At 71.8% G+C, this 20,567-nt stretch carries 23 protein-coding genes; 3 read left to right on the forward strand and 20 right to left on the reverse strand.

The window, feature by feature from the left end; all coding sequences use genetic code 11:
* Positions 1 to 71: 71 nt before the first annotated feature.
* Both ABZZ17_RS06390 and ABZZ17_RS06395 read right to left on the reverse strand, forming a co-directional pair.
* On the reverse strand, positions 72 to 899 hold the full coding sequence (locus ABZZ17_RS06390) for a polysaccharide deacetylase family protein (protein WP_356872623.1): 828 nt from the start codon (positions 897 to 899) through the stop codon (positions 72 to 74).
* Between the two features lie 317 nt (positions 900 to 1,216).
* Positions 1,217 to 2,815 (reverse strand): MDR family MFS transporter, encoded by a 1,599-nt coding sequence (locus ABZZ17_RS06395; RefSeq protein ID WP_356872625.1) that lies wholly within the window; start codon positions 2,813 to 2,815, stop codon positions 1,217 to 1,219.
* Between the two features lie 148 nt (positions 2,816 to 2,963).
* Between ABZZ17_RS06395 and ABZZ17_RS06400 the strand changes: the two genes are divergently transcribed.
* Positions 2,964 to 3,554 (forward strand): helix-turn-helix domain-containing protein, encoded by a 591-nt coding sequence (locus tag ABZZ17_RS06400; protein ID WP_356872627.1) that lies wholly within the window; start codon positions 2,964 to 2,966, stop codon positions 3,552 to 3,554.
* 57 nt (positions 3,555 to 3,611) lie between these two features.
* On the opposite strand, the gene ABZZ17_RS06405 is transcribed toward ABZZ17_RS06400, so the two are convergent.
* The 4 genes from ABZZ17_RS06405 to ABZZ17_RS06420 all read right to left on the reverse strand — a co-directional run bounded on the left by ABZZ17_RS06405 (position 3,612) and on the right by ABZZ17_RS06420 (position 6,615).
* Positions 3,612 to 4,547 (reverse strand): hypothetical protein, encoded by a 936-nt coding sequence (locus tag ABZZ17_RS06405; protein WP_356872629.1) that lies wholly within the window; start codon positions 4,545 to 4,547, stop codon positions 3,612 to 3,614.
* 197 nt (positions 4,548 to 4,744) lie between these two features.
* Positions 4,745 to 5,419: an RES family NAD+ phosphorylase gene (locus ABZZ17_RS06410; protein ID WP_356872631.1), complete on the reverse strand. Its 675-nt coding sequence runs from the start codon at positions 5,417 to 5,419 to the stop codon at positions 4,745 to 4,747.
* A 6-nt stretch (positions 5,420 to 5,425) separates the two neighbouring features.
* Entirely contained in the window at positions 5,426 to 6,088 is a 663-nt protein-coding gene (locus tag ABZZ17_RS06415; RefSeq protein ID WP_356872632.1) for a hypothetical protein, read from the reverse strand.
* Between the two features lie 98 nt (positions 6,089 to 6,186).
* Positions 6,187 to 6,615: a nuclear transport factor 2 family protein gene (locus ABZZ17_RS06420; protein WP_356872634.1), complete on the reverse strand. Its 429-nt coding sequence runs from the start codon at positions 6,613 to 6,615 to the stop codon at positions 6,187 to 6,189.
* Positions 6,616 to 6,715: 100 nt separating this feature from the next.
* Between ABZZ17_RS06420 and ABZZ17_RS06425 the strand changes: the two genes are divergently transcribed.
* Positions 6,716 to 7,267, forward strand: a complete 552-nt coding sequence (locus ABZZ17_RS06425) for a TetR/AcrR family transcriptional regulator (RefSeq protein ID WP_356872636.1) — start codon at positions 6,716 to 6,718, stop codon at positions 7,265 to 7,267.
* Positions 7,268 to 7,365: 98 nt separating this feature from the next.
* Here the strand turns inward: ABZZ17_RS06425 and ABZZ17_RS06430 are convergent, their stop codons facing one another.
* From ABZZ17_RS06430 to ABZZ17_RS06495, 14 genes are all read right to left on the reverse strand, one after another.
* Positions 7,366 to 7,998, reverse strand: a complete 633-nt coding sequence (locus ABZZ17_RS06430; protein WP_356872638.1) for an OmpA family protein — start codon at positions 7,996 to 7,998, stop codon at positions 7,366 to 7,368.
* Positions 7,999 to 8,002: 4 nt separating this feature from the next.
* Complete coding sequence (locus ABZZ17_RS06435; RefSeq protein ID WP_356872640.1) at positions 8,003 to 8,593, reverse strand: hypothetical protein; 591 nt, start codon at positions 8,591 to 8,593, stop codon at positions 8,003 to 8,005.
* Between the two features lie 33 nt (positions 8,594 to 8,626).
* Positions 8,627 to 9,298 carry a pilus assembly protein TadG-related protein gene (locus ABZZ17_RS06440; protein ID WP_356872864.1) on the reverse strand — a complete coding sequence of 224 codons (672 nt, stop codon included), beginning with the start codon at positions 9,296 to 9,298 and terminating at the stop codon, positions 8,627 to 8,629.
* A 2-nt stretch (positions 9,299 to 9,300) separates the two neighbouring features.
* Positions 9,301 to 9,546 (reverse strand): hypothetical protein, encoded by a 246-nt coding sequence (locus tag ABZZ17_RS06445; protein WP_356872643.1) that lies wholly within the window; start codon positions 9,544 to 9,546, stop codon positions 9,301 to 9,303.
* Positions 9,547 to 9,656: 110 nt separating this feature from the next.
* Positions 9,657 to 10,376 (reverse strand): response regulator transcription factor, encoded by a 720-nt coding sequence (locus tag ABZZ17_RS06450; protein WP_356872645.1) that lies wholly within the window; start codon positions 10,374 to 10,376, stop codon positions 9,657 to 9,659.
* Positions 10,340 to 11,560 carry an ATP-binding protein gene (locus ABZZ17_RS06455; protein ID WP_356872647.1) on the reverse strand — a complete coding sequence of 407 codons (1,221 nt, stop codon included), beginning with the start codon at positions 11,558 to 11,560 and terminating at the stop codon, positions 10,340 to 10,342. Before ABZZ17_RS06455 ends, ABZZ17_RS06450 begins: the two co-directional genes overlap by 37 nt.
* A gap of 3 nt (positions 11,561 to 11,563) precedes the next feature.
* Positions 11,564 to 12,454 carry a DUF5936 domain-containing protein gene (locus ABZZ17_RS06460; RefSeq protein ID WP_356872866.1) on the reverse strand — a complete coding sequence of 297 codons (891 nt, stop codon included), beginning with the start codon at positions 12,452 to 12,454 and terminating at the stop codon, positions 11,564 to 11,566.
* A 25-nt stretch (positions 12,455 to 12,479) separates the two neighbouring features.
* Positions 12,480 to 13,418 (reverse strand): type II secretion system F family protein, encoded by a 939-nt coding sequence (locus tag ABZZ17_RS06465; protein ID WP_356872649.1) that lies wholly within the window; start codon positions 13,416 to 13,418, stop codon positions 12,480 to 12,482.
* Positions 13,415 to 14,770: a CpaF family protein gene (locus tag ABZZ17_RS06470; protein ID WP_356872651.1), complete on the reverse strand. Its 1,356-nt coding sequence runs from the start codon at positions 14,768 to 14,770 to the stop codon at positions 13,415 to 13,417. Before ABZZ17_RS06470 ends, ABZZ17_RS06465 begins: the two co-directional genes overlap by 4 nt.
* The gene (locus ABZZ17_RS06475; protein WP_356872653.1) at positions 14,767 to 15,141 is read right to left on the reverse strand and encodes a TadE family protein; all 375 of its coding nucleotides are present in this window, start codon (positions 15,139 to 15,141) and stop codon (positions 14,767 to 14,769) included. Before ABZZ17_RS06475 ends, ABZZ17_RS06470 begins: the two co-directional genes overlap by 4 nt.
* Before the next feature lie 4 nt (positions 15,142 to 15,145).
* Positions 15,146 to 15,520, reverse strand: coding sequence for a TadE/TadG family type IV pilus assembly protein (locus tag ABZZ17_RS06480; protein WP_356872655.1), 375 nt, complete (start codon positions 15,518 to 15,520; stop codon positions 15,146 to 15,148).
* A gap of 4 nt (positions 15,521 to 15,524) precedes the next feature.
* Complete coding sequence (locus ABZZ17_RS06485) at positions 15,525 to 16,784, reverse strand: AAA family ATPase (protein ID WP_356872657.1); 1,260 nt, start codon at positions 16,782 to 16,784, stop codon at positions 15,525 to 15,527.
* A 7-nt stretch (positions 16,785 to 16,791) separates the two neighbouring features.
* Positions 16,792 to 17,493 carry a Flp pilus assembly protein CpaB gene (locus tag ABZZ17_RS06490; protein WP_356872659.1) on the reverse strand — a complete coding sequence of 234 codons (702 nt, stop codon included), beginning with the start codon at positions 17,491 to 17,493 and terminating at the stop codon, positions 16,792 to 16,794.
* 40 nt (positions 17,494 to 17,533) lie between these two features.
* Positions 17,534 to 18,415: a hypothetical protein gene (locus ABZZ17_RS06495; RefSeq protein ID WP_356872661.1), complete on the reverse strand. Its 882-nt coding sequence runs from the start codon at positions 18,413 to 18,415 to the stop codon at positions 17,534 to 17,536.
* A 350-nt stretch (positions 18,416 to 18,765) separates the two neighbouring features.
* On the opposite strand from ABZZ17_RS06495, the gene ABZZ17_RS06500 reads away from it, so the two are divergent.
* Positions 18,766 to 20,463, forward strand: coding sequence for a glycoside hydrolase family 18 protein (locus ABZZ17_RS06500; RefSeq protein ID WP_356872663.1), 1,698 nt, complete (start codon positions 18,766 to 18,768; stop codon positions 20,461 to 20,463).
* The last annotated feature ends 104 nt before the right edge of the window (positions 20,464 to 20,567 follow it).

The raw sequence follows: 20,567 nt of genomic DNA on the forward strand, positions 1-20,567 counted from the left end.
GGATGGGCGCCGACCTTCACCCGTTCGCCGCCGGACGGCGTGTCAGGGGGCGTGCCGGTCGGGGCAGGTCTTCAGGACGCGTCGGGTGCGTTGCGGACCGGGAAGCCGGTGGGCCGGCCCTGCTCCGCCAGCCAGGCCAGCACCTGGTCGAGGGCGGCGACGGTCTGGCGGCGGTCGCCTCCCCCGTCGTGGAAGAGCACCGTCGGGCCGTTGCCGAGCCCGCGCTTCACGGCCTCGACGATGGCGGCCGTGCCGGGCTTGCCGAAGTCCTTGGTGTCCACGTTCCAGCCGAGCGGGCGCATCCCGTTGGCGGCGGCGATGCGGCGGCTGTCGGGGGTGAAGGCCCCGCCCGGGGCGCGGTAGTACTCGACCTTCGCGCCGGCTCCGGCGGCTTCCTCGATCAGCTTCTTCGCTTCGAGGATCTGCGCCTGCTGGTAGGCGACGGGCTTCTTGTCCATCTTCGTGTCGTGGTCCATGGAGTGGTCGCAGAGCCGGTGGCCGGCCGCGACGACCCTCTTGACCAGGTCCGGGTGGGCCTTGGCCTGCGGGCCGACCATGCAGAAGGTCGCCTTCACGCCGTGCTCGGCCAGGACGTCGAGGACCTGGGGGGTCCAGCGGGGGTCGGGGCCGTCGTCGATGGTGATGTTGACGGCGTTGGCGCCGCTCTCCGACGCGTGCGCGATGCTCTCGGGCATGGCGGGTGCGCCGGGGGCGCCCGGCGCGGCGGGTGCGCCGCCGGGCCCGGTGCCGTTCGGCCGGGCCACGTTCTCGTGGGGGGCGGCGTGGTGGCCGTCCGTTCCGACGAGTGCGGTGACTCCCCACACGGTCGCTGCGACGGCCGCGGCCGAGGCCGCGACGGCTATCCCGGCCCGGAGGCCGAGCTTCTGCGTACGCGTCATGTGTCCACTCCCCATCCGCCCTTGAAAGGGTCCTGTGGGTCATGACGCCTTCGGACGGGGAGGGGTTCCGCCAAGTTGCCCCATAAATTGCAGGTAATGAGGTGTTTAGACCTTCATAGCCCCAGATGGCACGACAGGGGGCGACTGCCTCTTGAGCCCCTCCCGGCCCACCGGCGCGCACGGGACGCGGGCGCCGCAGCGGCTTCACCGCCGCACCGCCCCCACGCGAACGGCGGGCCCGGCGCGGGGGGTTCGTCCCGTGCCGGACCCGCCGTGGCGGTGTCCGTGGTGGTGCGTGCGCCTTCGGGGCGCGGGGCTCAGTGGGCCAGCGAGTCCTGGGGGGACGGCGCGGACTTCTCGGCGTCACCGCCCGCTCCGGCGGGGGCCGGGCCCGCGCCCCGCAGCGGGACCTCCTTGACGAACCAGGCCGCCACGAAGCCCAGTACGGCGACGGCCGCGCCGAGGAGGAAGGCCGAGTGCGTACCGGCGGCCACCGCGTGCTGGTAGGCCTCGCGCATCGCCTCGGGCAGCTTGGCCAGGCTCGCCGCGTCGAGCTGGGCGGAGCCCGCCGCGGCGGCGGCCTGGGCGCCTTGCCGTTCGACCATGGTCTCGGTGACCTGGGTGGTGAACAGGGAGCCCATCAGGGCGACGCCGAAGGAGCCGCCGAGCGTGCGGAAGAGGGTGGCCGAGGACGAGGCCACGCCCATGTCCTTCATGTCGACGCTGTTCTGGGCGACGAGCATGGTGATCTGCATCAGGAAGCCGAGGCCGGCGCCGAGGACGGCCATGTACACGCCGGAGACCAGGCGCGAGGTGCCGGTGTCCATCGTCGCGAGGAGGAACAGCCCCACGACCATGAGGGCGCCGCCGACGATCGGGAAGATCTTGTACTTGCCGCTGCTGGTGGTGACGCGGCCCGCGATCAGCGAGACGAGCATCATCGAGAGCAGCATGGGCAGGAGCAGCAGGCCCGAGTTGGTGGCGGAGGCGCCCTGGACCGCCTGCTGGAAGAGCGGGAGGTAGAGCACGCCGCCGAACATCGCGAAGCCGACGAGGAAGCCGATCACGGACATGAGGGTGAAGTTGCGGCTGCGGAAGATGTGCAGCGGCATGATCGGCTCGGCGGCCCTGGTCTCGGCGAAGAGGAAGGCGGCGGTCGACACGACGCCGACGGCGATCAGACCGATGATCTCGGCGGAGCCCCAGGCGTACTCGGTGCCGCCCCAGGTGGTGACGAGGACGGTCGAGGTGATGGCGATGGTCAGCAGTACCGCGCCCAGGTAGTCGATCTTGCTCTTGGCCCGCTTCTTGGGCAGGTGCAGCACGGCGGTGACCATGGCGAGGGCCACGGCGCCCAGCGGCAGGTTGATGTAGAAGGACCAGCGCCAGCCCATGTGGTCGGTGATGGTGCCGCCGACCAGCGGGCCGCCGATCATGGCGAGGGCCATCACGCCGGCCATCATGCCCTGGTACTTGCCGCGCTCACGGGGCGGAATGAGGTCCCCGATGATCGCCATGACGCCGACCATCAGACCGCCGGCGCCCAGGCCCTGGACGGCACGGAAGCCGATGAGCTGGCCCATGTCCTGGGCCATGCCGCTGAGCACGGAGCCGATGAGGAAGATGACGATCGAGGTGAGGAAGGAGCCCTTCCGCCCGTACATGTCGCCGATCTTGCCCCAGATGGGGGTCGAGGCGGCCGTGGCGAGGGTGTAGGCGGTGACCACCCAGGACAGGTGCTCCAGGCCGCCGAGCTCGCCGACGATCGTCGGCATCGCGGTGCCGATGATCATGTTGTCGAGCATGGCGAGCAGCATCGCGATCATGAGCGCCATGAGGACGACGCGCACGCTGCGCGGCTTCACCCCCGGATCCACCTCCCCCGCGGGTCCGGCCGTCTTGACTGTCTCGCTCATGTCCACTCCCCTGGCACCGGCACTTCGTCTCACGCCTGGCCGGGCACTTACTTGCCGCCCGGCTAGTTCACTACAATGGGGACGGTAGACCTGCCACTAGCCGGTCGTCAAGTAAGTACATATGTCGTACGTAAGTGTGGGGAGAGCCATGTCCAACAGCTCCAGCGGCGGTCCGCAGCAGCGGCGCGGCAACACGCGCCAGCGCATTCAGGACGTCGCGCTGGAGCTGTTCGCCGAGCAGGGGTACGAGAAGACGTCGCTGCGCGAGATCGCGGAGCGGCTGGAGGTCACGAAGGCGGCGCTGTACTACCACTTCAAGACCAAGGAAGACATCATCATCAGCGTCTTCGACGACGTGACCCGGCCGATCGACGAGCTCATCGAGTGGGCGCAGGAGCAGCCGCCGACGCTGGAGACGAAGCGGGAAGTGCTGCGCCGCTACAGCGAGGCGATGGCGGCGGGCGCGCAGCTGTACCGCTTCATGCAGGAGAACCAGGCGACGATGCGGGAGCTGAGCATCGGCGAGACCGTCAAGCGGCGGCTGTTCACGCTGGTGGAACTGCTGCGCACGGAGGAGGGTCCGCTGACGGACCAGGTCCGGTGCGTGAGCGCCCTGTTCACGCTGCACGCGGGAATGATGTTCCTCCAGCACGTGGAGGGCGACCCGGAGGAGACCCGGCAGGCGGCCCTGGAGGTCGCGACGGACCTCATCACCCGGGCCCACCAGCGGGGGGAGTGACGGGCCCGGCCGGCCGGGCGATCCGGCCGGCCCGCCGGGCTGCGCACCCCGGGCGTCCTACACGCGCAACGTGACCCCGTACCGCGCGCGCAGGCGGGCGATCTCCCAGCACGCCACGGCCGTGACCGACGCCGGGCCGCCCAGGAGGGCGCACGCCTGGACGAGGGGCGGGCCCGGCGGCAGCCCGCCGACCGCCAGGCTGACGGCCGCGAGCTCCCACACCAGGACGCCGGTGATCAGCGCCGGAAGGGCGGCGTGGACGCGGGACACCCCGAACACGGAGGGGATCAGCGTCAGGGAGGCGAAGGCCACGAAGAACAGCGTCCACAGCAGCGGGCCGAGCAGGACCAGCGGCCCCGCCATCCCGGAACTCTCGCCCAGGAGCACCATCGCCGCGAAGAGCAGCGGCACGGCGGTGAACGCGCCGAAGTACCACAGCGCCGCCCGCCCGGCGGGCCGCAGGCGCGCGCGCAGGCCCGGCCGGGCCGCCGGGGGTGCGAGCCGGATGACGACCAGGGCCACGAGCGGCCCCGTGAGCAGCAGCAGCCACGGCGTCATCGCGACGCGGAGGAAGTACCGCTCCTGGATCTCGGCCCAGTCCGTGGCCGTTCCGTAGACGGCGAGGATCACGGTGCTCGCCGCCAGGGCGGTCCACGCCCTGGCGCCCTGCACCCGCGCCATGAACGGGTCCAGAACGCGGGGATAGGCGTGTACGGGGAACAGCCGGTGCGACTGCCGGCAGGCCGTGCGGGCCAGCGGATAGGCCAGGAGCAGCAGCAGCGGCGGCCCGATGAAGACCAGGAACAGCACCCAGATGCACCCGGGCAGGCGCACGCCCTTCAGCACCTCCCACAGTGGCGGCCAGTCGCCCTCGCGGAGCTGCTCCCACCGCGCGCGGCGCGGCCCGCGCGGAGGGTGGCCCGGCCGGGGCGGCACCCCGCCCGGGTGCCATGCCGGGCCGTACGGATGGCGTCCACCACCGGGACTGGTCACACGGGGTCCCCTTCCTGTGCCGCGGGCGCCGCCGGAGTCTCCGGAGGGCCCTTCCTCCAGTCAACTCCCGGCGGCGGCAAGGGAAGTACGGCCGGACCACCATCGCCCCGACCTCGCCCGGGAAACGCCCCGCCCGGCCGCCCCGGCCTGATCCGGGCGGGGGCCGGGCGGGGTGCTGGGCGTCGGCGGCGGCCCGGTCAGGCCGGCCCTCCCGGCCGTGGCGCGGCCCGTGTCCGGTACGGGGCGAGGACGGCGTTCAGCCACTCCTCCCCCTCGGGCGTACCGAAGTCGACCCTCCCCGCAGCCACTTCCTCCAGCGGCGGCGCGGTGCCGCAGCGGTCCTCGAAGAGGACGGCGACCCGGTCGGCCGGCTCGCGCTTGGACGGCCAGACGAAGCCCTGCGCCCAGGGCGCGCTCCGGCGCCGGATCCAGTGGCCCCAGTCCCGGGTCTGGGGATAGTCCGCCGCCTCGGCGTGGACGAGCCACGGGTCCTGGGCGACGGAGGCCAGGTCCGCGCCGGACACCAGCGGGACGACGTCGACGTCGGCGGTGAGCCGCAGGAGGGACAGGCTGCGGCGTTCGAACGCGGTGCGGGGCAGGAGCCGTACGGAACCGTCGCTGTCGAACGGGATCGACCGCAGCAGTACCTCGCACACCGCCGCGCCCGCGCCGAGGCCCAGGTACAGGTAGCCGTACGGGTCGTAGGGCGTGCCGTCGAAGCGGCCGCCGTAGTAGAAGGGGTGGGCCGGACGGGAGTTGAAGGCGGTCGGGGCGCGGTGCGTGCCGTGGACGCGGTAGACGGGCGTGCCCGCCGGCAGCGTGGCACGGTTCGGCTCACCGGGCGGGGCGTCCGGCGGCGGGTACTTCGGCACGGCCCCTCACCCCTCCCCGAGCGTCCGCGCGGCGCCCAGCAGCTCCGGGTCGCGGCCGCGCCCGAGGAGGGCGGCGGGTGCGGTGCCCGTCCAGGCGTTGGCGGACAGCCACCAGTCGGCCGCGCCCCACGGGTCGCAGGCGGCGCCGAGCAGACCGTTGACCTCCCGTACGACCGCCCAGGGCAGCGCTGCGGCCTCGAACTGGAAGGCGGGCAGGCGGCGTCGGCCGTCCACGTCCGTGAGGACGATCAGCCCGGGGTCGCCGGCACCTTCCTCCCCCTCCGCCTCCGCCGGTATCGCGGGTGCGGCGAGCAGGCGGTCGCGGACCGGGCCGAGTACCGGGCCGACCATCGGGTTCCCGTCGACGAGGAGGAGGCACAGCTCGAGGGCGCGGTACCCGTGCGGGGGCGGGGCCGGGGACGCGCCCGCCAGCCGCGCACCGTCGCCGTCTCCGTGGCCGCCTCCGTCGCCGAGCAGCCGGGCGGCCTCCCGGGCGGGCAGGGCGTCGAGCACGCCCCGTACGGCCGCGTCCGCGACGGCGGCCCGGTCGGGGGCCGTCCGCAGCTCCGCGAGCCGCCCCCGCAGCGCTTCCCGGGCACTCGGGGGGACGAGGGCCGACAGCCTGGCCCAGTCGGCGGCGAAGGCCGCCAGCATCGCCGTGGAATCCATCCGCACCCGTCTCCCCCCGCGGCGTGCACCGGCCGCTCCCGTGGCCCACGGTATGCGTGCGCCCCGCGCCTGTCCGCTGCTTGACGGATCGCCTACGGCTACCCGAGGCGGCGGTCCCGGGCCTCGATGGGGACGTCGTTGATGCTGGCCTCGCGGCGGCGCATCAGGCCGGCCTCGTCGAACTCCCACTGCTCGTTGCCGTGGCTGCGCCACCACTGGCCGCAGGCGTCGTGCCACTCGTACTCGAAGCGGACGGAGATGCGGTTGCCGGTGTAGGCCCAGAGCTCCTTGCGGAGCCGGTAGTCCAGCTCGCGTTCCCACTTGTCCGCGAGGAAGGCGCGGATCTCGGTACGGCCGGTGAGGAAGCGGTCGCGGTTCCGCCAGACGGAGTCCTCGGTGTAGGCGAGGGCGACGCGCTCGGGGTCGCGGCTGTTCCAGGCGTCCTCCGCCGCCCGGACCTTGGCGCGGGCTGACTCCTCGGTGAAGGGCGGCAGGGGCGGACGTACGGCGGTGTCGGTTGCTGACATGGCGAGCCTTTCAGGGGTTGGCCCGATCGGGGAGAACGGGCGTTCTCACCGTAGAGAACGAGCGTTTTCCACGCAAGCGGAACTCGGCTACGCTGCCTTCATGGACTCCCCCGTGACCGATGACGAAGCCCGGACCAGGCTGCTGGACGCAGCGGAGGCACTGTTCTACGCCGATGGCATCCAGGCCGTCGGCATGGACCGCATCCGCGCGGAGTCGGGCGTCGCGCTCAAGCGGCTCTACCGGATCTTCCCCGCGAAGGAAGCCCTGGTCACGGCCTATCTGGAGCGGCGGGACCAGCGCTGGATGGCCGGCCTGAGGGAAGCGGTCGCCGGGGCACCGGAACCGGTCACGGCGGTCTTCGACTGGCTGGCGACCTGGTTCGCGGAGCCGGGCTTCCGGGGCTGCGCGTTCCAGAACGCCTACGGGGAACTGGGCGCGGGCCCCGCCGGGGTCCTGGACGTCGTCCACCGCCACAAGGCGGAGCTGCGGGACCTCCTGGCCGGCCTGGTCGGCCCCGACGGCCCGCCGGGACTCGCCGACCAGCTGCTGATCCTGGTCGAGGGGGCGACGGCGGTCGCGTCCCTCGACCCCGGCCCGGCCCCGGCCCACCGCGCCGCCGAAGCGGCCCGCACGCTACGGGGACACCCCTGAACCGCAGCCGGCCCCCGGCGCCCGGCCCCTGACCGACGCCCGGGGCGGGTTCGGGCCTGCCCGGGGTGCGCGCGCCCGGGCCGGGGCGGAGGCGCGGGCTAGCTCGCGCCGCGCGGGAAGGTGATCTCGACCCGGCGGTTCTTCTTGCGGCCTTCCTCGGTGCTGTTGTCGGCGATCGGGTAGTCCTCGCTGTAACCCCGCACGTCGAACGTCACGCCCGGGTTGGTGACGGTCTTGGCCAGCTCCGTCTGCACCGCGTCGGCCCGCTGCTTGGACAGCTCCTTGCCGTGCTCGTAGCTGCCCTGGTCGTCGGTGAACCCGAAGACCCGCACGCGGGTCGCCTTCTGCTGGTTGATCTCGTTGGCGATGGCCTGTATCCGGGCCGCCGCCTGGGCGTTGAAGACCGCGCTGTTCTCGGGGAAGAGCACCTCGGACTGCAGCGCCATCATGACGGTCTGGTTGGTCTCCTGCCGCCGCTGCTCCCCGCCGAGGTCCTCGACGACCTCGGCGATGTCGAGCACCTTGACGGGCGCGAGCGTACCGCCCTGCGGGATCTTGAGCCCCGGCGAAGCGGAGTCGATCGCCACGGGCGCGGCGGCGGACGGCTCCGTCCCGGGGGGAGCGGTGGGCTTGTCGTCGGCGTGGGCCGCCGTCGCACCGATCATGTGGACCCCCGCGATCACGAGGGCGGAGACGGCTGTGGCTGCGGCTACGCGGTGGCGTGTTGTCATGGGGTCACCCAGAGATTTTGACGGTGGCCGTGGCGAAGGTGGGCAGATTGAAGTCGACCTCTGTGGTCGAAGCCGGCGGCGCGGGGAACTGAGCGAAGAAGGGGATCGTTTGGCCCGGGTCGACGCTGGAGATGCCGGTGGTGCACAGACACCTGGCCTCGGTGTCACGCAGCACGTAGTACCGCTTCTTGCCGACCTTGTCGACCAAGGTCGCGCCGGCCACGGACTCTCCGCTCCCCTTCAGTTCGATACCGCGCCATGCCGAAGTCCCGGCAAAGGACTGGCTGCCAGTGTTTTTGATCTGGCCATTCACTGTGAGGAAGCCACCAGGGTCACGCTGCATCGAATTGATCACCAGCGTCATGCCGCTCGCCCCGGTCACAATGGCCAGCTCTTCCAGCGGCTGGGCACTCTTCCCCGCACTCGGTCCTGGAGCCTGCTCCGATCCCTTGGTTTGAGGTGTCGAAGCCTTCGGCGATTCCTGCGACTTCCCGTTGTCCTCACCACCGCCGCACCCGACCAACGTGATGGCCAGGGCCGCCACAACCACGACGGCCGCTCCCCCGCGGACCTTCCCCGTTTGCCGAATGCTCATCTACGCCGCTTCCTTGTCGATTTTTTTTCACTGTCAGTCAGTCAGACGCACGTCGAAGAGGTTCCTCGCCAATGTGCGCCACGGATCCGGCTTCGAAGGGTCGAAGGTCAACTCCTTCCCCCCCTTGCACTCAATCTTGATGAGAGCCGGCCTTTCGGGGGGACCCGGTGTGGCTGAAGGCTGGCCCGGTGACGGCGATGAGGGTCCGGCCGTGGGAGAGGGGGCCTCAGTCGCGGGTGGTGCTTGCCCCAGGTGGCATCGCGCTTCGATCACTGCGGTTGCATCAGCCGTCCCACGCATGCCGCCAGTCTCCGGAATCACCGAATCCCCCACCGTGCGATCGGTCTCGACCGTGACCTGGAAGCTCAGGACAGAGGGGACACACTTGGCCACGGCGCCGTTCCTGGCCGCGAACTCCGTGGCCTCCGCACAAGCGCCCCCCGCAAAGAAATGCTTGCCATCGAGAACTGCCGACCATTCCCTGGGTTGCAGATCTGCGAGGACCAGCCCAGGGGTCAAGTGATCGCGAGCATCACGGGCCGCCGCCAACGCAGCTGCATCAGCAGCACCTTGGGCGTCGCTTCGAGTGACCGAGGCCTGCCCTACGACGAAGAGCGCGAACGCGGCGAAGAGGAGCCCCGCCACTATCACGACATAGATGGGAAAGGCCTGGCCCCGGTCAGCCTCGCGCCTCCTACGCTCCATCACTACCCGGCTTTGATGTTCTTCACCGCCTCCTTGATCCGGGTCGTGATCTCGGTGCCGATGCCAGAACCCACGATCGCCCCAACGATCACGACCACGACCAGGATGATGCCCAGGTATTCGAACGCGGTTTGGCCTCGGTCCGTTTGCGAGTAGCGCTTGCGGATGCGGGCTACCGCCGTGTCCGTCCAGTCGTTCAGGCGGATCTTCGCCTCGACGGACGCCTTCAGCAGCGAATTGTGTGACATGGGGGTTCCCTCCCGGGCCGGTGCCGCTGTTGATTTGCGGACGGTACGCCGGGTTACGGGTCGTCACCAAGGGTCCCGGGGCCCAAATACGGACCCATTGCGCACTCCGTCTAGCCATGACCGGCCATCCCTGGACGGGCGGTTCCCAGCCAGCGGGCTATGGCTTCGCTGCGGGAGGTGCTGTGGAGCTTCGCGAAGATGCGGTTGATGTGGTTCTTGACCGTCTTCTCGCTGATGAAGCAGGCGCCGGCGATCTGCTGGTTGTTCATGCCGGACGCGATCAGGTCCATGATCTCCACCTCCCGCGAACTCAGCCCGAATCCTTCGGAGTTGGGCATCCGCTCCGTCGAGGGTGCCATAGTTCGTTGCTGTTGCGAAGAGGCGCGGAGTTCCGTGAGGAGGGCGGTCGCCGACGACGGGGTGAAGTGGGGGCGGCCTTCGCGGACGTCGCGGACGGCGCGGAGCAGGTCGTCGGCGGTGAACTCGCCGTGGACGAGGTAGCCCCCCGCACCCAGCAGCAGCGCTTCGCGGACGATCTCCGACTCCCTGCTGTACGTGAGCATCAGGACCGGGGCCAGCCGGACCAGGTGCGGGAGTGCCGAGATGCCGTCCACGCCCGGCATGCGGACGTCCAGCAGGATCACGTCGGGGGCGTGGCGCCGGGTGAGGTGGAGGGCTTCGTGGCCGTCGCGGGCCTCGGCGACGACGCGGAGGTCCTCCGTCGTGGCCAGCAGGGTGCTCAGGCCGGCCCGGACGACGGGGTTGTCGTCGGCGATCAGGACGTGGATCGGGGTCACGGGCTCGCGCTCCCCTCGGGGGTCAGGGCGCACAGGGGCAGGGTGAGGCGGACGCGCGTGCCGGGGCCGCCGGTGCGCGGGCCGAGGTCGAGGCGGGCGCCGACGGCGGCGGCGCGTTCCGTCATGCCGAGGAGGCCGAAGTGGCCCGTCCGGGGAAGGGCGGCGACGCAGAGCCCGGGCGGCAGGCCGGGGCCGTCGTCCTCGACGTCGAGCGTCAGGTGGGTCCCGTCGGCCGCGACGGCCACGACGATGCGGGCGGCGCCGGCGTGGCGGCGGGCGTTCTCGACGGCTTCCGAGGCCACGGCCAGCAGCTGGCGCGCCACCGCCGAGGGGAGGACGGGGAGCGCAGCGGCCGCCCGGAGTCCGGCGCCGGGGGTGGCGGCCACCAGCTCGCGCAGTCCGCCCAGCAGGCAGACGCCGGGGGCGAGGAGGTCGCGCCGCAGGTCGGTCAGCAGGTCCCGGGACTCGCCGGAGGCCCGCCGGGCGGCCGCGGCCACCAGCTCGGCCTGGCCGCGGATCGCGGCGGGGTCGGACATGCGGGAGAGGGCGTCGGCGGCCAGGGCCAGGCCGTGCAGGGTCTTCGAGACGGAGTCGTGCATGTCGCGGGCGAGGCGTTCCCGTTCGGCGCGGACGGCTTCGGCGACGGCGAGGCGGGCCCGGGTCTCGGTCAGGTCCTGCCCGGCGCGGCCGAAGCGCAGGAGGAGGTCTTGCAGGGAGGCTCCGGCGGCTCCGGCGAGGAGGCAGAGCAGGGTCAGGACGAAGCCGCCGCCGACGGCCGCGACGGCGATCGCCTGGGCGGCCGCGTACAGGGCGGAGCCGCGCCAGCCGTGGACCAGCCCGGCGAGGAGGGGGGTGCACAGGCAGGCGAAGCCGAGGGGGGAGGCGGCGGTGGCGGTGATCAGCAGCAGGAGGCCGAGGGCGGTGTCGGGGGCGAGGAGCCAGCGGTGGCGCAGCAGCAGCGGCCCGAAGCGCTCCCAGTCGCGGAAGAGGACGTACGAGAGCATGAAGGTGAGCAGGACGGCCGCGCCGACGAGGTACGTGGGTCCGCCCGGCGCGGTGTTGGCCAGGGCCAGCGGGGCGCCGAGGCCGATCATCACCAGACGGAACGCGAAGACCTGCCGGCACAGCGACTGGAGGGCGTTGGAGCGCAGGCGCAGGGAGGGTTCCGCCGTCCGGGGGTCCCGTGCGGCGAACGCTTCGAAGCCCAGCGTGGTCATGGCTCACCCGCCTCCGAGGAGGGCGCCGAAGTCGACGTTCGCGCCGTAGACGAAGCCGCAGACGAGCAGGATCAGCGTGCCGGGCAGCATGAACATGGTGACGGCGAAGGTGGCTTTGGGGACGGCCCGGGCGGCGCGCCTGCGGGCGTTCTGGGCGTCCGTGCGGCGCATGTCCTCGGCGATGGCGATGAGGGTCTCGACGATGGGGGAGCCGAGTTCCTCGCCCTGCTGGAGGGCGGTGACGAACTGGGCGACCTGTTCGGAGTCGTTGCGCCGGCGCAGTTCGTCGAAGGCCTGGCGGCGGCTGACGCCCATGTCCATCTGCTGGAGGGTGATGCGCACTTCGTCGGCCCAGGGGCCCTCGTACTTGTGCGCCACGCGTTCCAGGGCCTGCCGGAAGCCGAGTCCGGCGCTGACGACGACGGCGAGCACGTCGAGGAAGTCGGGCAGGGTCCGCTCGATGTTGTCGCGGCGGACGCGGATCGCGGACCACAGGCCCGCCTCGATCCAGAACAGTCCGAAGGCGACCATCAGGAGGGCGGGCACCAGCTGCCCGTTCATCAGCATGGCGACGGCGCCGAGGCCCCCGAGGAACCCGTACACCGCGCGGCGGGCGGCGTAGCGGTCGATGGTCAGGCCGGACGGGTTGCCGGCCATGTCGATCTGGCGTCGTTTGCGGGCCACCTGCTTGGGGCCCATCAGGCGCAGCACGAGCGGTACCCAGCGGATGCCGAGGCGGTCGACGAGCGAGCCGACGGCCGTCGTACGGGTGGCGCCGACCTCCAGGGCCAGGGCGAGGTCGGTGGGGAGTTTGACGTCGGCGCGGTAGAGCCGGATGCCGTGGAGGATCCCGAAGACGGAGAGGCCGAGGGCCAGGGCGAGGGCCAGGGGCAGCAGGGCGGTCATGTGGTCGTCCCCCTCACACGTCGATCTTCGAGAGGCGGCGGATGAGGACGAAGCCGAGGGCGAAGAGGCCGAGGGAGACCAGCACCGCCACCTGTCCGACGAGTGCTCCCGTCATGCGGTCCAGGGCTCCGGGCATCATCGCGTTCACCAGGAGCAGCGAGCCGAGCCCGATGGCGGGGACGAGGTAGGCGGTGACGGTGACCTGGGAGAGCTGGGTACGGATCTCCCTGCGGGTCTCCTTGCGCTGTTCCAGGGTCACGGTCAGGTTCCGCAGGCTTCCCACGATCGCGCCGCCGGCCCGGGCGGACAGGACGAGGGTGGAGACCAGGACGACGAGTTCGCGGGAGGGCAGCCGGTCCACGATCTCGCCGAGGGCCTCCTCGATGGAGTGTCCGACGGCGAGGCGGTCGGCGACGCGGGAGAGTTCCTCGCCGGCCGGGGCCTCCAGTTCCTCGGCGGCGATGCCGATGGCCGTGCGCAGGGCCAGGCCGGCCTGGGTGGCGTTGGCCAGGATGCGGGCGAGTTCGGGGAGCTGGTTGATGAAGCGTTCGGTGCGGCGGGCGCGCTGCCAGTTGAGGAAGGCGTTGGCGGCCCAGATGCCGATGAGGCCGGCGACGGGGCCGAAGAAGGGGGCCAGCAGGGAGGCGGAGACCAGCCAGACGCCGGCGATCGCCATGAGCATGTAGACGAAGAACTCGCCCGGGGTGAGATCGAGGCCGGTGGTGGCCAGCTTCAGTTCGATGCCCCGGCCCAGCCGGGTCCCGCGCAGGCGGCGGTCCACGCCACGGAAGCGGCGCCGGCGGCCGGCCGGCTCGGGGGCGCCGCTCGCCGACAGGCGTTCGATGAGGGCGGCGCGCTGGGCCTGTCCGGCGGCGTAGGCGTGTACGCCGAGGGACACGAAGAGGCCGGCCAGGAGGGTGGCGCCGAGGGTGAGGAGGACGAGATGGTTCACAGGACGGTCCGAGAGGTGAGCGGGTCGAGCGGGTCGTACCGCTCGTCCGACAGGGCGACCCCGAAGGCCTGGGGAATCGGCTGGCTGTTCATGTAGAGGCGCTCCGCGATCCGGCGCGGCAGCGGGTGGTACGTGAAGTGGCCGTGGACGCGCCCGTCGGCGCCCATGGGCTGGGCGACGTAGCGGCAGACGGTGGTGATGCGGAAGGGCTCCCGGCCGTGGGAGTCGAGGATGGAGATCTCCGTGATGCGGCGCGAGCCGTCGCCGAAGCGGGTCAGCTGGACGATGACGTTGACGGCGCTGTTGATCTGGTCCTGGAGGGCTTCGAAGGGGATCTCGACCTCCGACATGGAGGCGAGGGTCTGGAGGCGCATCAGGGCGTCCTGGGAGCTGTTGGCGTGGACGGTCGCGAGGGAGCCGTCGTGGCCGGTGGACATCGCCTGGAGCATGTCGAGGGTCTCGCCGCCGCGGACCTCGCCGACGATGATGCGGTCGGGACGCATGCGCAGGGAGTTGCGCACGAGGTCTCGGATGGTGATCTGGCCCTTGCCCTCGACGTTCGGCGGCCGGGATTCGAGGCGGATGACGTGCGCCTGCTGGAGCTGGAGCTCTGCGGAGTCCTCGATGGTGATGACGCGCTCGCCCTCCGGGATGAGTCCGGAGAGGGCGTTGAGGAGGGTGGTCTTGCCGGTGCCGGTGGCTCCGGAGACGATCACGTTCATCTTCGCCTGGACCAGCCCGGACAGCAGCAGGAGCATCTGCTCGTCGAGGGAGCCGAGGGCGATCATCTCGTGGAGGGTGAAGGCGCGCGGGAAGCGGCGGATGGTGAGGGTGGCGCCGGTCAGGGAGAGCGGCGGGATGATGACGTTGACGCGCTCGCCGCTGGGGAGGCGGGCGTCGACCATCGGGTTGGCCTCGTCCACGCGGCGGTTCACGGTGGACACGATCCGCTCGATGGTCTGCATCAGCTGCTCGTGCGAGGCGAAGCGCAGGGGGAGCTGCTCGACGCGGCCGGACCGCTCGACGAAGATCTGGTCGGGTCCGTTGACCATGATCTCGGAGATGGAGGCGTCTTCGAGGAGGGGTTCGAGCACGCCGAGGCCGAGGGCTTCGTCGACGACCCGGCGGATCAGCTGGGCGCGCTCGGCGGTGGACAGGACCGGGCCCTCGCGGCTGATGATGTGCCCGAGTACGCGTTCCAGGCGCGCGCGGCGCTCGGCGGGCGCGAGCGCGGACATCTCGGCGAGGTCGATCTCTTCGAGGAGCTTGGCGCGGTACGCGGAGACCAGGCGGCCGTCCTCGCGGGGGCTGTGGCGGTCGTCGGGGGTGCTGACCCGGGAACGCAGGCTCATGGGCGGGCTCCGTTCGGGTTCGGGTCGTCGTTGGGCATCACGGCGGTTGCCCTGGCCGGGTCGGGGTTCAGTCCCGGGATGATCGAGTTGATCCGGATGGAAACATTCGCGGTGACGGCGTCGGCGTCCTTGCTGACGGTGACGTCGGCAGTCAGACCGCCCCGTACGGCGGCCCGGCCCGCCGCGGCCCCGCCTGAGCCCTTGCGGGCCTCCACCCGGGCCGCGGTGCGGGCGGCACTGTCCGCCTGTTCGTGGACGTAGGCGATCCAGCCCAGCTGGATCCCGCACAGCGCGACGAACAGCAGGATCGGTACGAAGCCGATGTACTCCAGGGCCACTTGGCCCCGGTCCGAGCGGATGCGCCGTCTCATGACGTCACTCCTCCCTCTCCATGGCCGCACCGGCCGTGCCGTCCAGGGAGCCGAAGTTGAGGCCGGGGAACAGGACGGGGATCTGGACCGTCACGGTCGCCTTGTAGACGCCGCTGGACGGTGGTCCGCATTCCACTTCCATGTCCCAGGCGCCCCCGATGTGCTCCCCCGCCGCCGCCACGCAGGCCTGGTCGTCGCGCACCGCCCCCGCCCGCGCCGCCTCGTCGGCCGCGTTGCCGACCAGGGAGAAGGCGTAGCCGATCAGTACGCACTCCCACACCGCCGCGACGAGCAGCAGGATCAGCGGGACCATGCCGACGAACTCGACGGCGACCTGACCCCGGTCGGAGCCGGTGCGCGCGGACCGCGGGGCGGCCATCGGGTCAGCCCTCCCGGCCGCGGCGGAGCCGGGCCACGGGGCCGGGGGCGCGGACGGCGAGGGCGCTGCCCGGGGCGGCCTTGGGGTCGTCGGGGACGGCGAGGAGGCCCAGTTCGCCCGCCAGGGTCCACAGGGCCTGTTTGACGGTGGAGCGGTTGTCGAGGTCCTGGACGCGGCCGGCGTCCACGACGCCCTGGAGTTCCTTGAAGGCGGCCGGGACGGGGGTGCGGGCGACGCGGGTCTTGGTGATCTTCTCTATCAGGGCGGGCTGGATCTCGGTGTGCTTGCTCCAGCGGTTGACGACCACGGTGGTGTCCTCGGCCTTGCGCACCTGGAGCCGTTCCCACAGGCGGACCATCCGCTTGGCCGCGCGTACGGAGACGACGTCCGGGGTGGCGACGAGCACCGCCACGTCGGCCATCTCCACGGCGGTGGCGTTCGCGCCGGTCACCTGGGTCCCGCAGTCGACGACGACGAGTTCGTAGCGGGCGCGCAGGGCGCCGATGACGTGCCGGGCGGCCCGGTCGTCGACCTCCTCGCCGCGTTCGCCCTCGGCCGGGGCCAGCAGCAGGGCCAGGCCGGTGCGGTCGTCGTAGACGGCGTCCTGGAGGACGCGCGGGGAGATGTCCTGGATCCCGGCGAGGTCGGCGATGGAGCGCCGGAACTGGACGTCGAGGTACGAGCCCACGTCCCCGGCCTGGAGGTCGAGGTCCACGAGGGCGGTGCGGCGCCCGGAGGCGGCCGCGGCGAGGGCGAACTGGACGGCGGTGAAGGTGGTGCCGACGCCGCCCTTGGCGCCGGTGACGGTGACGAGCCGGCCGCCGGGGCCGGTGGGGGCGTCGGCGCCCCGCCCGAGGTGGCGTCGTACTCCGACGGACCACTGGGCGGCGGCCTGGACGCGGGCGGCGAGTTCCTCGTAGCCGAGGGGCAGGCCGACGAGGCCCCGCGCGCCGGAGTCCATGGCGGCGGAGAACAGGCCGGGGCCGGCGTCGGAGGAGAGCAGGACCACGCCGACGGCCGGGAAGCGCAGGGCGACCTCGCGGACGAGTTCCAGGGCCGGGGCGGGGCCGATCCGCTCGTGGACGAGGACGACCTCGGGGAGTTCGTCGACGGACTCGGCGGCCATCCGGCCGAGGGTGTCGAGGAGGGAGGTGGAGTCGGGGACGGGAGGGGCCGGCTCGGCGTCCGGGAGCTGGCTGAGCAGGGCCACGATGGCGCGGGCGGCGTCCGCGTCACCGGCGGCGGGCAGGATCCGGGTGGTCATCCGCGCCTCACTTGTCCCCGTCGAGGGTGTACGTGCGGTCGCTCGGGCTGGGCGCCGAGTCGGTGCCGGGGGCGACCAGGGCCAGGCGTACGTGCTCCGCGAAGGATTCGGCGTACGCGACGCGCTGGGTGTCCTTGGTGTTCAGGGCGAAGGTGATCGGGACGGCTTCGGCGGGGCCGTTGCGGTCGCTGTTCTTCTCCAGGGCGGTGAGTTTGCCGACGCCGAGGACGCGGGCGTTGGCGACGATGATGACCGACCGGGACGGGTCGGTGTCCTTGGCGCCCTTGAAGGTGGCGATGATGTTGACCTTGGCACCGGAGGTGATCTTGCCGGCCACGCCCGTCGCCGCGTCGATCATGATGGCGATCTCCTGCTCGCCGGCCTGGAGCTGCGGCTTGTCGACGAACATGTCCGTCTGGAGCAGCGAGCCCTTCTTCAGGGTGGTGAGCGCGATCTTGTCCTTGAGGGTGCCGAGGTCGGTGACGGCGGTGTCGGACAGCCAGCGTTGGGGGACCGTGACCTCTTCGAACTGGCCCGCGCCGAGGGCGCTGTAGGGGGCGATGTCTCCCTTGACCCGGTAGGCGACGACCTCGGCCCCGACCTTCGAATTGACGTCGCCGATGACCACGAGGACCCCGCCGAACGCCGCCAGGGCGCACAGGACCGACAGCAGGAGCAGGATGACGCCGCGGCGCTGGCGTGAGTTCATGAGCCGTACTACCTCGCCGTTCTTCGTTCGTTCGGGCCGGTCAGGAGCTGGATCTGGAACGGGCGGCCGCCTCGGGCGGCGGGGCGGCCAGGGGGGCGGAGCAGAATCCGCAGCGGTCTCCGATGAGTTCGAACCCGCACCAGCGGCACTCCTCGCGGCGTACGGAGGAGACCAGCTGGTAGAGCACGGCGGGGTCGGGGATGGCCGCGGCGAACTCGACGAGCTTCTGGGTCGCCCACCAGAGGGGCGAGTCGTCCGGCAGGGGGTTCTCCATGACGCCCTGCACCTGCCAGGCCGGGGCGAGTTCGGCGGTGACCCAGTCGGAGGACAGCTGTCCGCGGGCGAAGGTGAGGTGGGTGGCGAAGCCGGGTCCGGGCGGCAGTACGCCGCCGTGGGCGCCGGCCGCTCCCGACGACCCGAGTTTCGCGAGGTGCGCGGACGGGTGGGCCAGTACGGCGAACTGGGCGCTCGGCGACCAGGACCTGGCGTGCGCCTTGAGGCCGACGGGGACCCGGTCGAGCTTCGCGACCGTGCCGAGCAGGGCGCCCGCGTAGATGTAGTGGGAGAGCAGCCGGGCGGCCGAGGCGATGACCCCGGGGCTGAAGTCGCAGACGCTGAGCTGGCGGAGCTGACGGACCAGCACGGCGGTGCCCAGCGGCGGGAGGTCGATGTCGAGGAGCGCGATCCGGTCGGTCTCCAGGATGGCCCGTACGGTGTGCAGGCGGCGCGAGGTGGCCGCCGGCAGCCAGCTCGGTACGACGACCACGAGGTGGCCGTGCCGGTCGAGCAGGGCGGAGGTCTCGGCGAGCGCGCCCTCCAGGTCCGCCTCGCCGGGCGGGCGCAGTACGGCGGCGCCCGGGGTGTGCCGGTCGGGGGCCGGCAGCACCAGATCGGCGCTGGTGACAGCGATGGCGGTCGGCACGCGAATCCCCCCGTTCACCCGGTACGCCGCGCACGTTCCCGCGGCCGTCACGTACGCGCACGTACTGCGCGACCGCAAACTCCCGACGCGCCTTCCCCCTTGCCCCAGCACCATATCCGCGACCTCCCTGGTGGGGCAGGGCCTTGCGGATTCCCGTGCCGGAAGCACATGTCACAGGTGGCGGGAAACCCGGACAACCGGGATTCGAGGCCCGTCCATTTCAAGCCACATTGCAAAGACCCTTGACACGGGGATTGGTCTGGACCAACTTGGCTGCGCCAGCACATGGTTGACGGGACCCCCCACTCCCCCTCATTCCGCTTACCCCTTCCTCCCCCCACGGAGCCCACGTGAACCGCATACGCTCCCTCGCCCTGCTGGGCGCGGCCACCCTCGCCGCGGGCGGCCTGACGGCCCTCGCCTCCGGCACCGCCCAGGCCGCCGACGTCAACGTCGCGCGCAACGGCGGCTTCGAGTCCGGCCTGGCCAACTGGTCCTGTTCCGGCGGCACCGGCGCCTCCGTCTCCTCCCCGGTCTACGCCGGGTCCGGCGCGCTGCGCGCCGCTCCGGCGGGCCAGGACAACGCCCGGTGCAGCCAGACCGTCACGGTCAAGCCGAATTCGACGTACACGCTGAGCACCCAGGTCCAGGGCGGTTACGTCTACCTCGGCGCGACCGGCACCGGTACGCAGGACGTCTCCACCTGGACCCCCGGCTCGGGTTCGGGCTGGCAGAAGCTCTCCACGACCTTCTCCACCGGTCCGAACACCACCCAGGTCACCGTCTACACGCACGGCTGGTACGGCCAGAGCCCCTACGTGATCGACGAGTTCAGCGTGTTCGGCCCCGACGGGGGCGGCGGCACCGACCCCGGTCCGGGCATCCCGGGCGCCCCCGCGGGGACCGCCGTTTCCGGCCAGAGCGCGAGCGCGCTCACCCTTTCGTGGAACGCGGTCAGCGGCGCCGCCGGCTACCACGTCTACCAGGACGGGGTGCGCGTCAGGACGGTGACGGACGCCTCCGCCCAGATCACCGGGCTCGCCGCCTCGACCTCGTACTCCTTCCAGGTCAGCGCGTACAACGCGGCCGGCGAGGGCCCGAGGTCCGCGGCCGTGACGGGGACGACGACGGGCGGCGGCCCCGGCCCCGGCCCGAACCCGTCGGTCCCCAAGCACGCGCTGACCGGCTACTGGCAGAACTTCAACAACGGCGCGACCGTCCAGAAGGTCTCCGACGTCTCCGACCAGTACGACATCATCGCCGTCTCCTTCGCCGACGCCACGACCACGCCCGGCGCCATCACCTTCAACCTCGACTCGGCGGGCCTGAACGGCTACACCGTCGCCCAGTTCAAGGCGGACGTCGCCGCGAAGAAGGCGGCCGGCAAGTCGGTCGTCCTCTCCATCGGCGGCGAGAAGGGCACGATCACGGTCAACGACTCCACCTCGGCGAACAACCTGGCCAACTCGGCCTGGGCGCTGATGCAGGAGTACGGCTTCAACGGCATCGACATCGACCTGGAGAACGGCCTCAACCCGACGTACATGACACAGGCGCTGCGCGCCCTGTCGGCGAAGGCCGGCCCCTCGATGGTCCTGACCATGGCGCCGCAGACGATCGACATGCAGTCCACGCAGGGCGGCTACTTCAAGACGGCGCTCAACGTGAAGGACATCCTCACCGTCGTCAACATGCAGTACTACAACAGCGGCTCGATGAACGGCTGCGACGGCAAGGTCTACTCCCAGGGCTCCGTCGACTTCCTGACCGCCCTGGCCTGCATCCAGCTGGAGGGCGGCCTCGACCCGTCCCAGGTGGGCATCGGGGTCCCGGCCTCGCCGAGCGGCGCGGGCAGCGGCTACGTCTCGCCGACGGTCGTGAACAACGCCCTGGACTGCCTGGCCCGGGGGACGAACTGCGGATCCTTCAAGCCGTCGAAGACCTACCCGGGTCTGCGCGGGGCGATGACCTGGTCGACCAACTGGGACGCCAAGGCGGGTAGCGCTTGGTCCAACGCGGTGGGTCCGAAGGTCCACGGGCTCCCGTAGGCGGTACGTGTGGGGGTGGCCGGTTCGGGTCGGCGCAGCCAGCGGGCTCTTGACCAGTACATGCCACGAGAGCACGCTGTGCGCGTCCGCACGGCTACCCCCAC

It is taken from the genome of Streptomyces sp. NPDC006512 (genome assembly GCF_040611935.1).
Classification (GTDB): Bacteria; Actinomycetota; Actinomycetes; order Streptomycetales; family Streptomycetaceae; genus Streptomyces.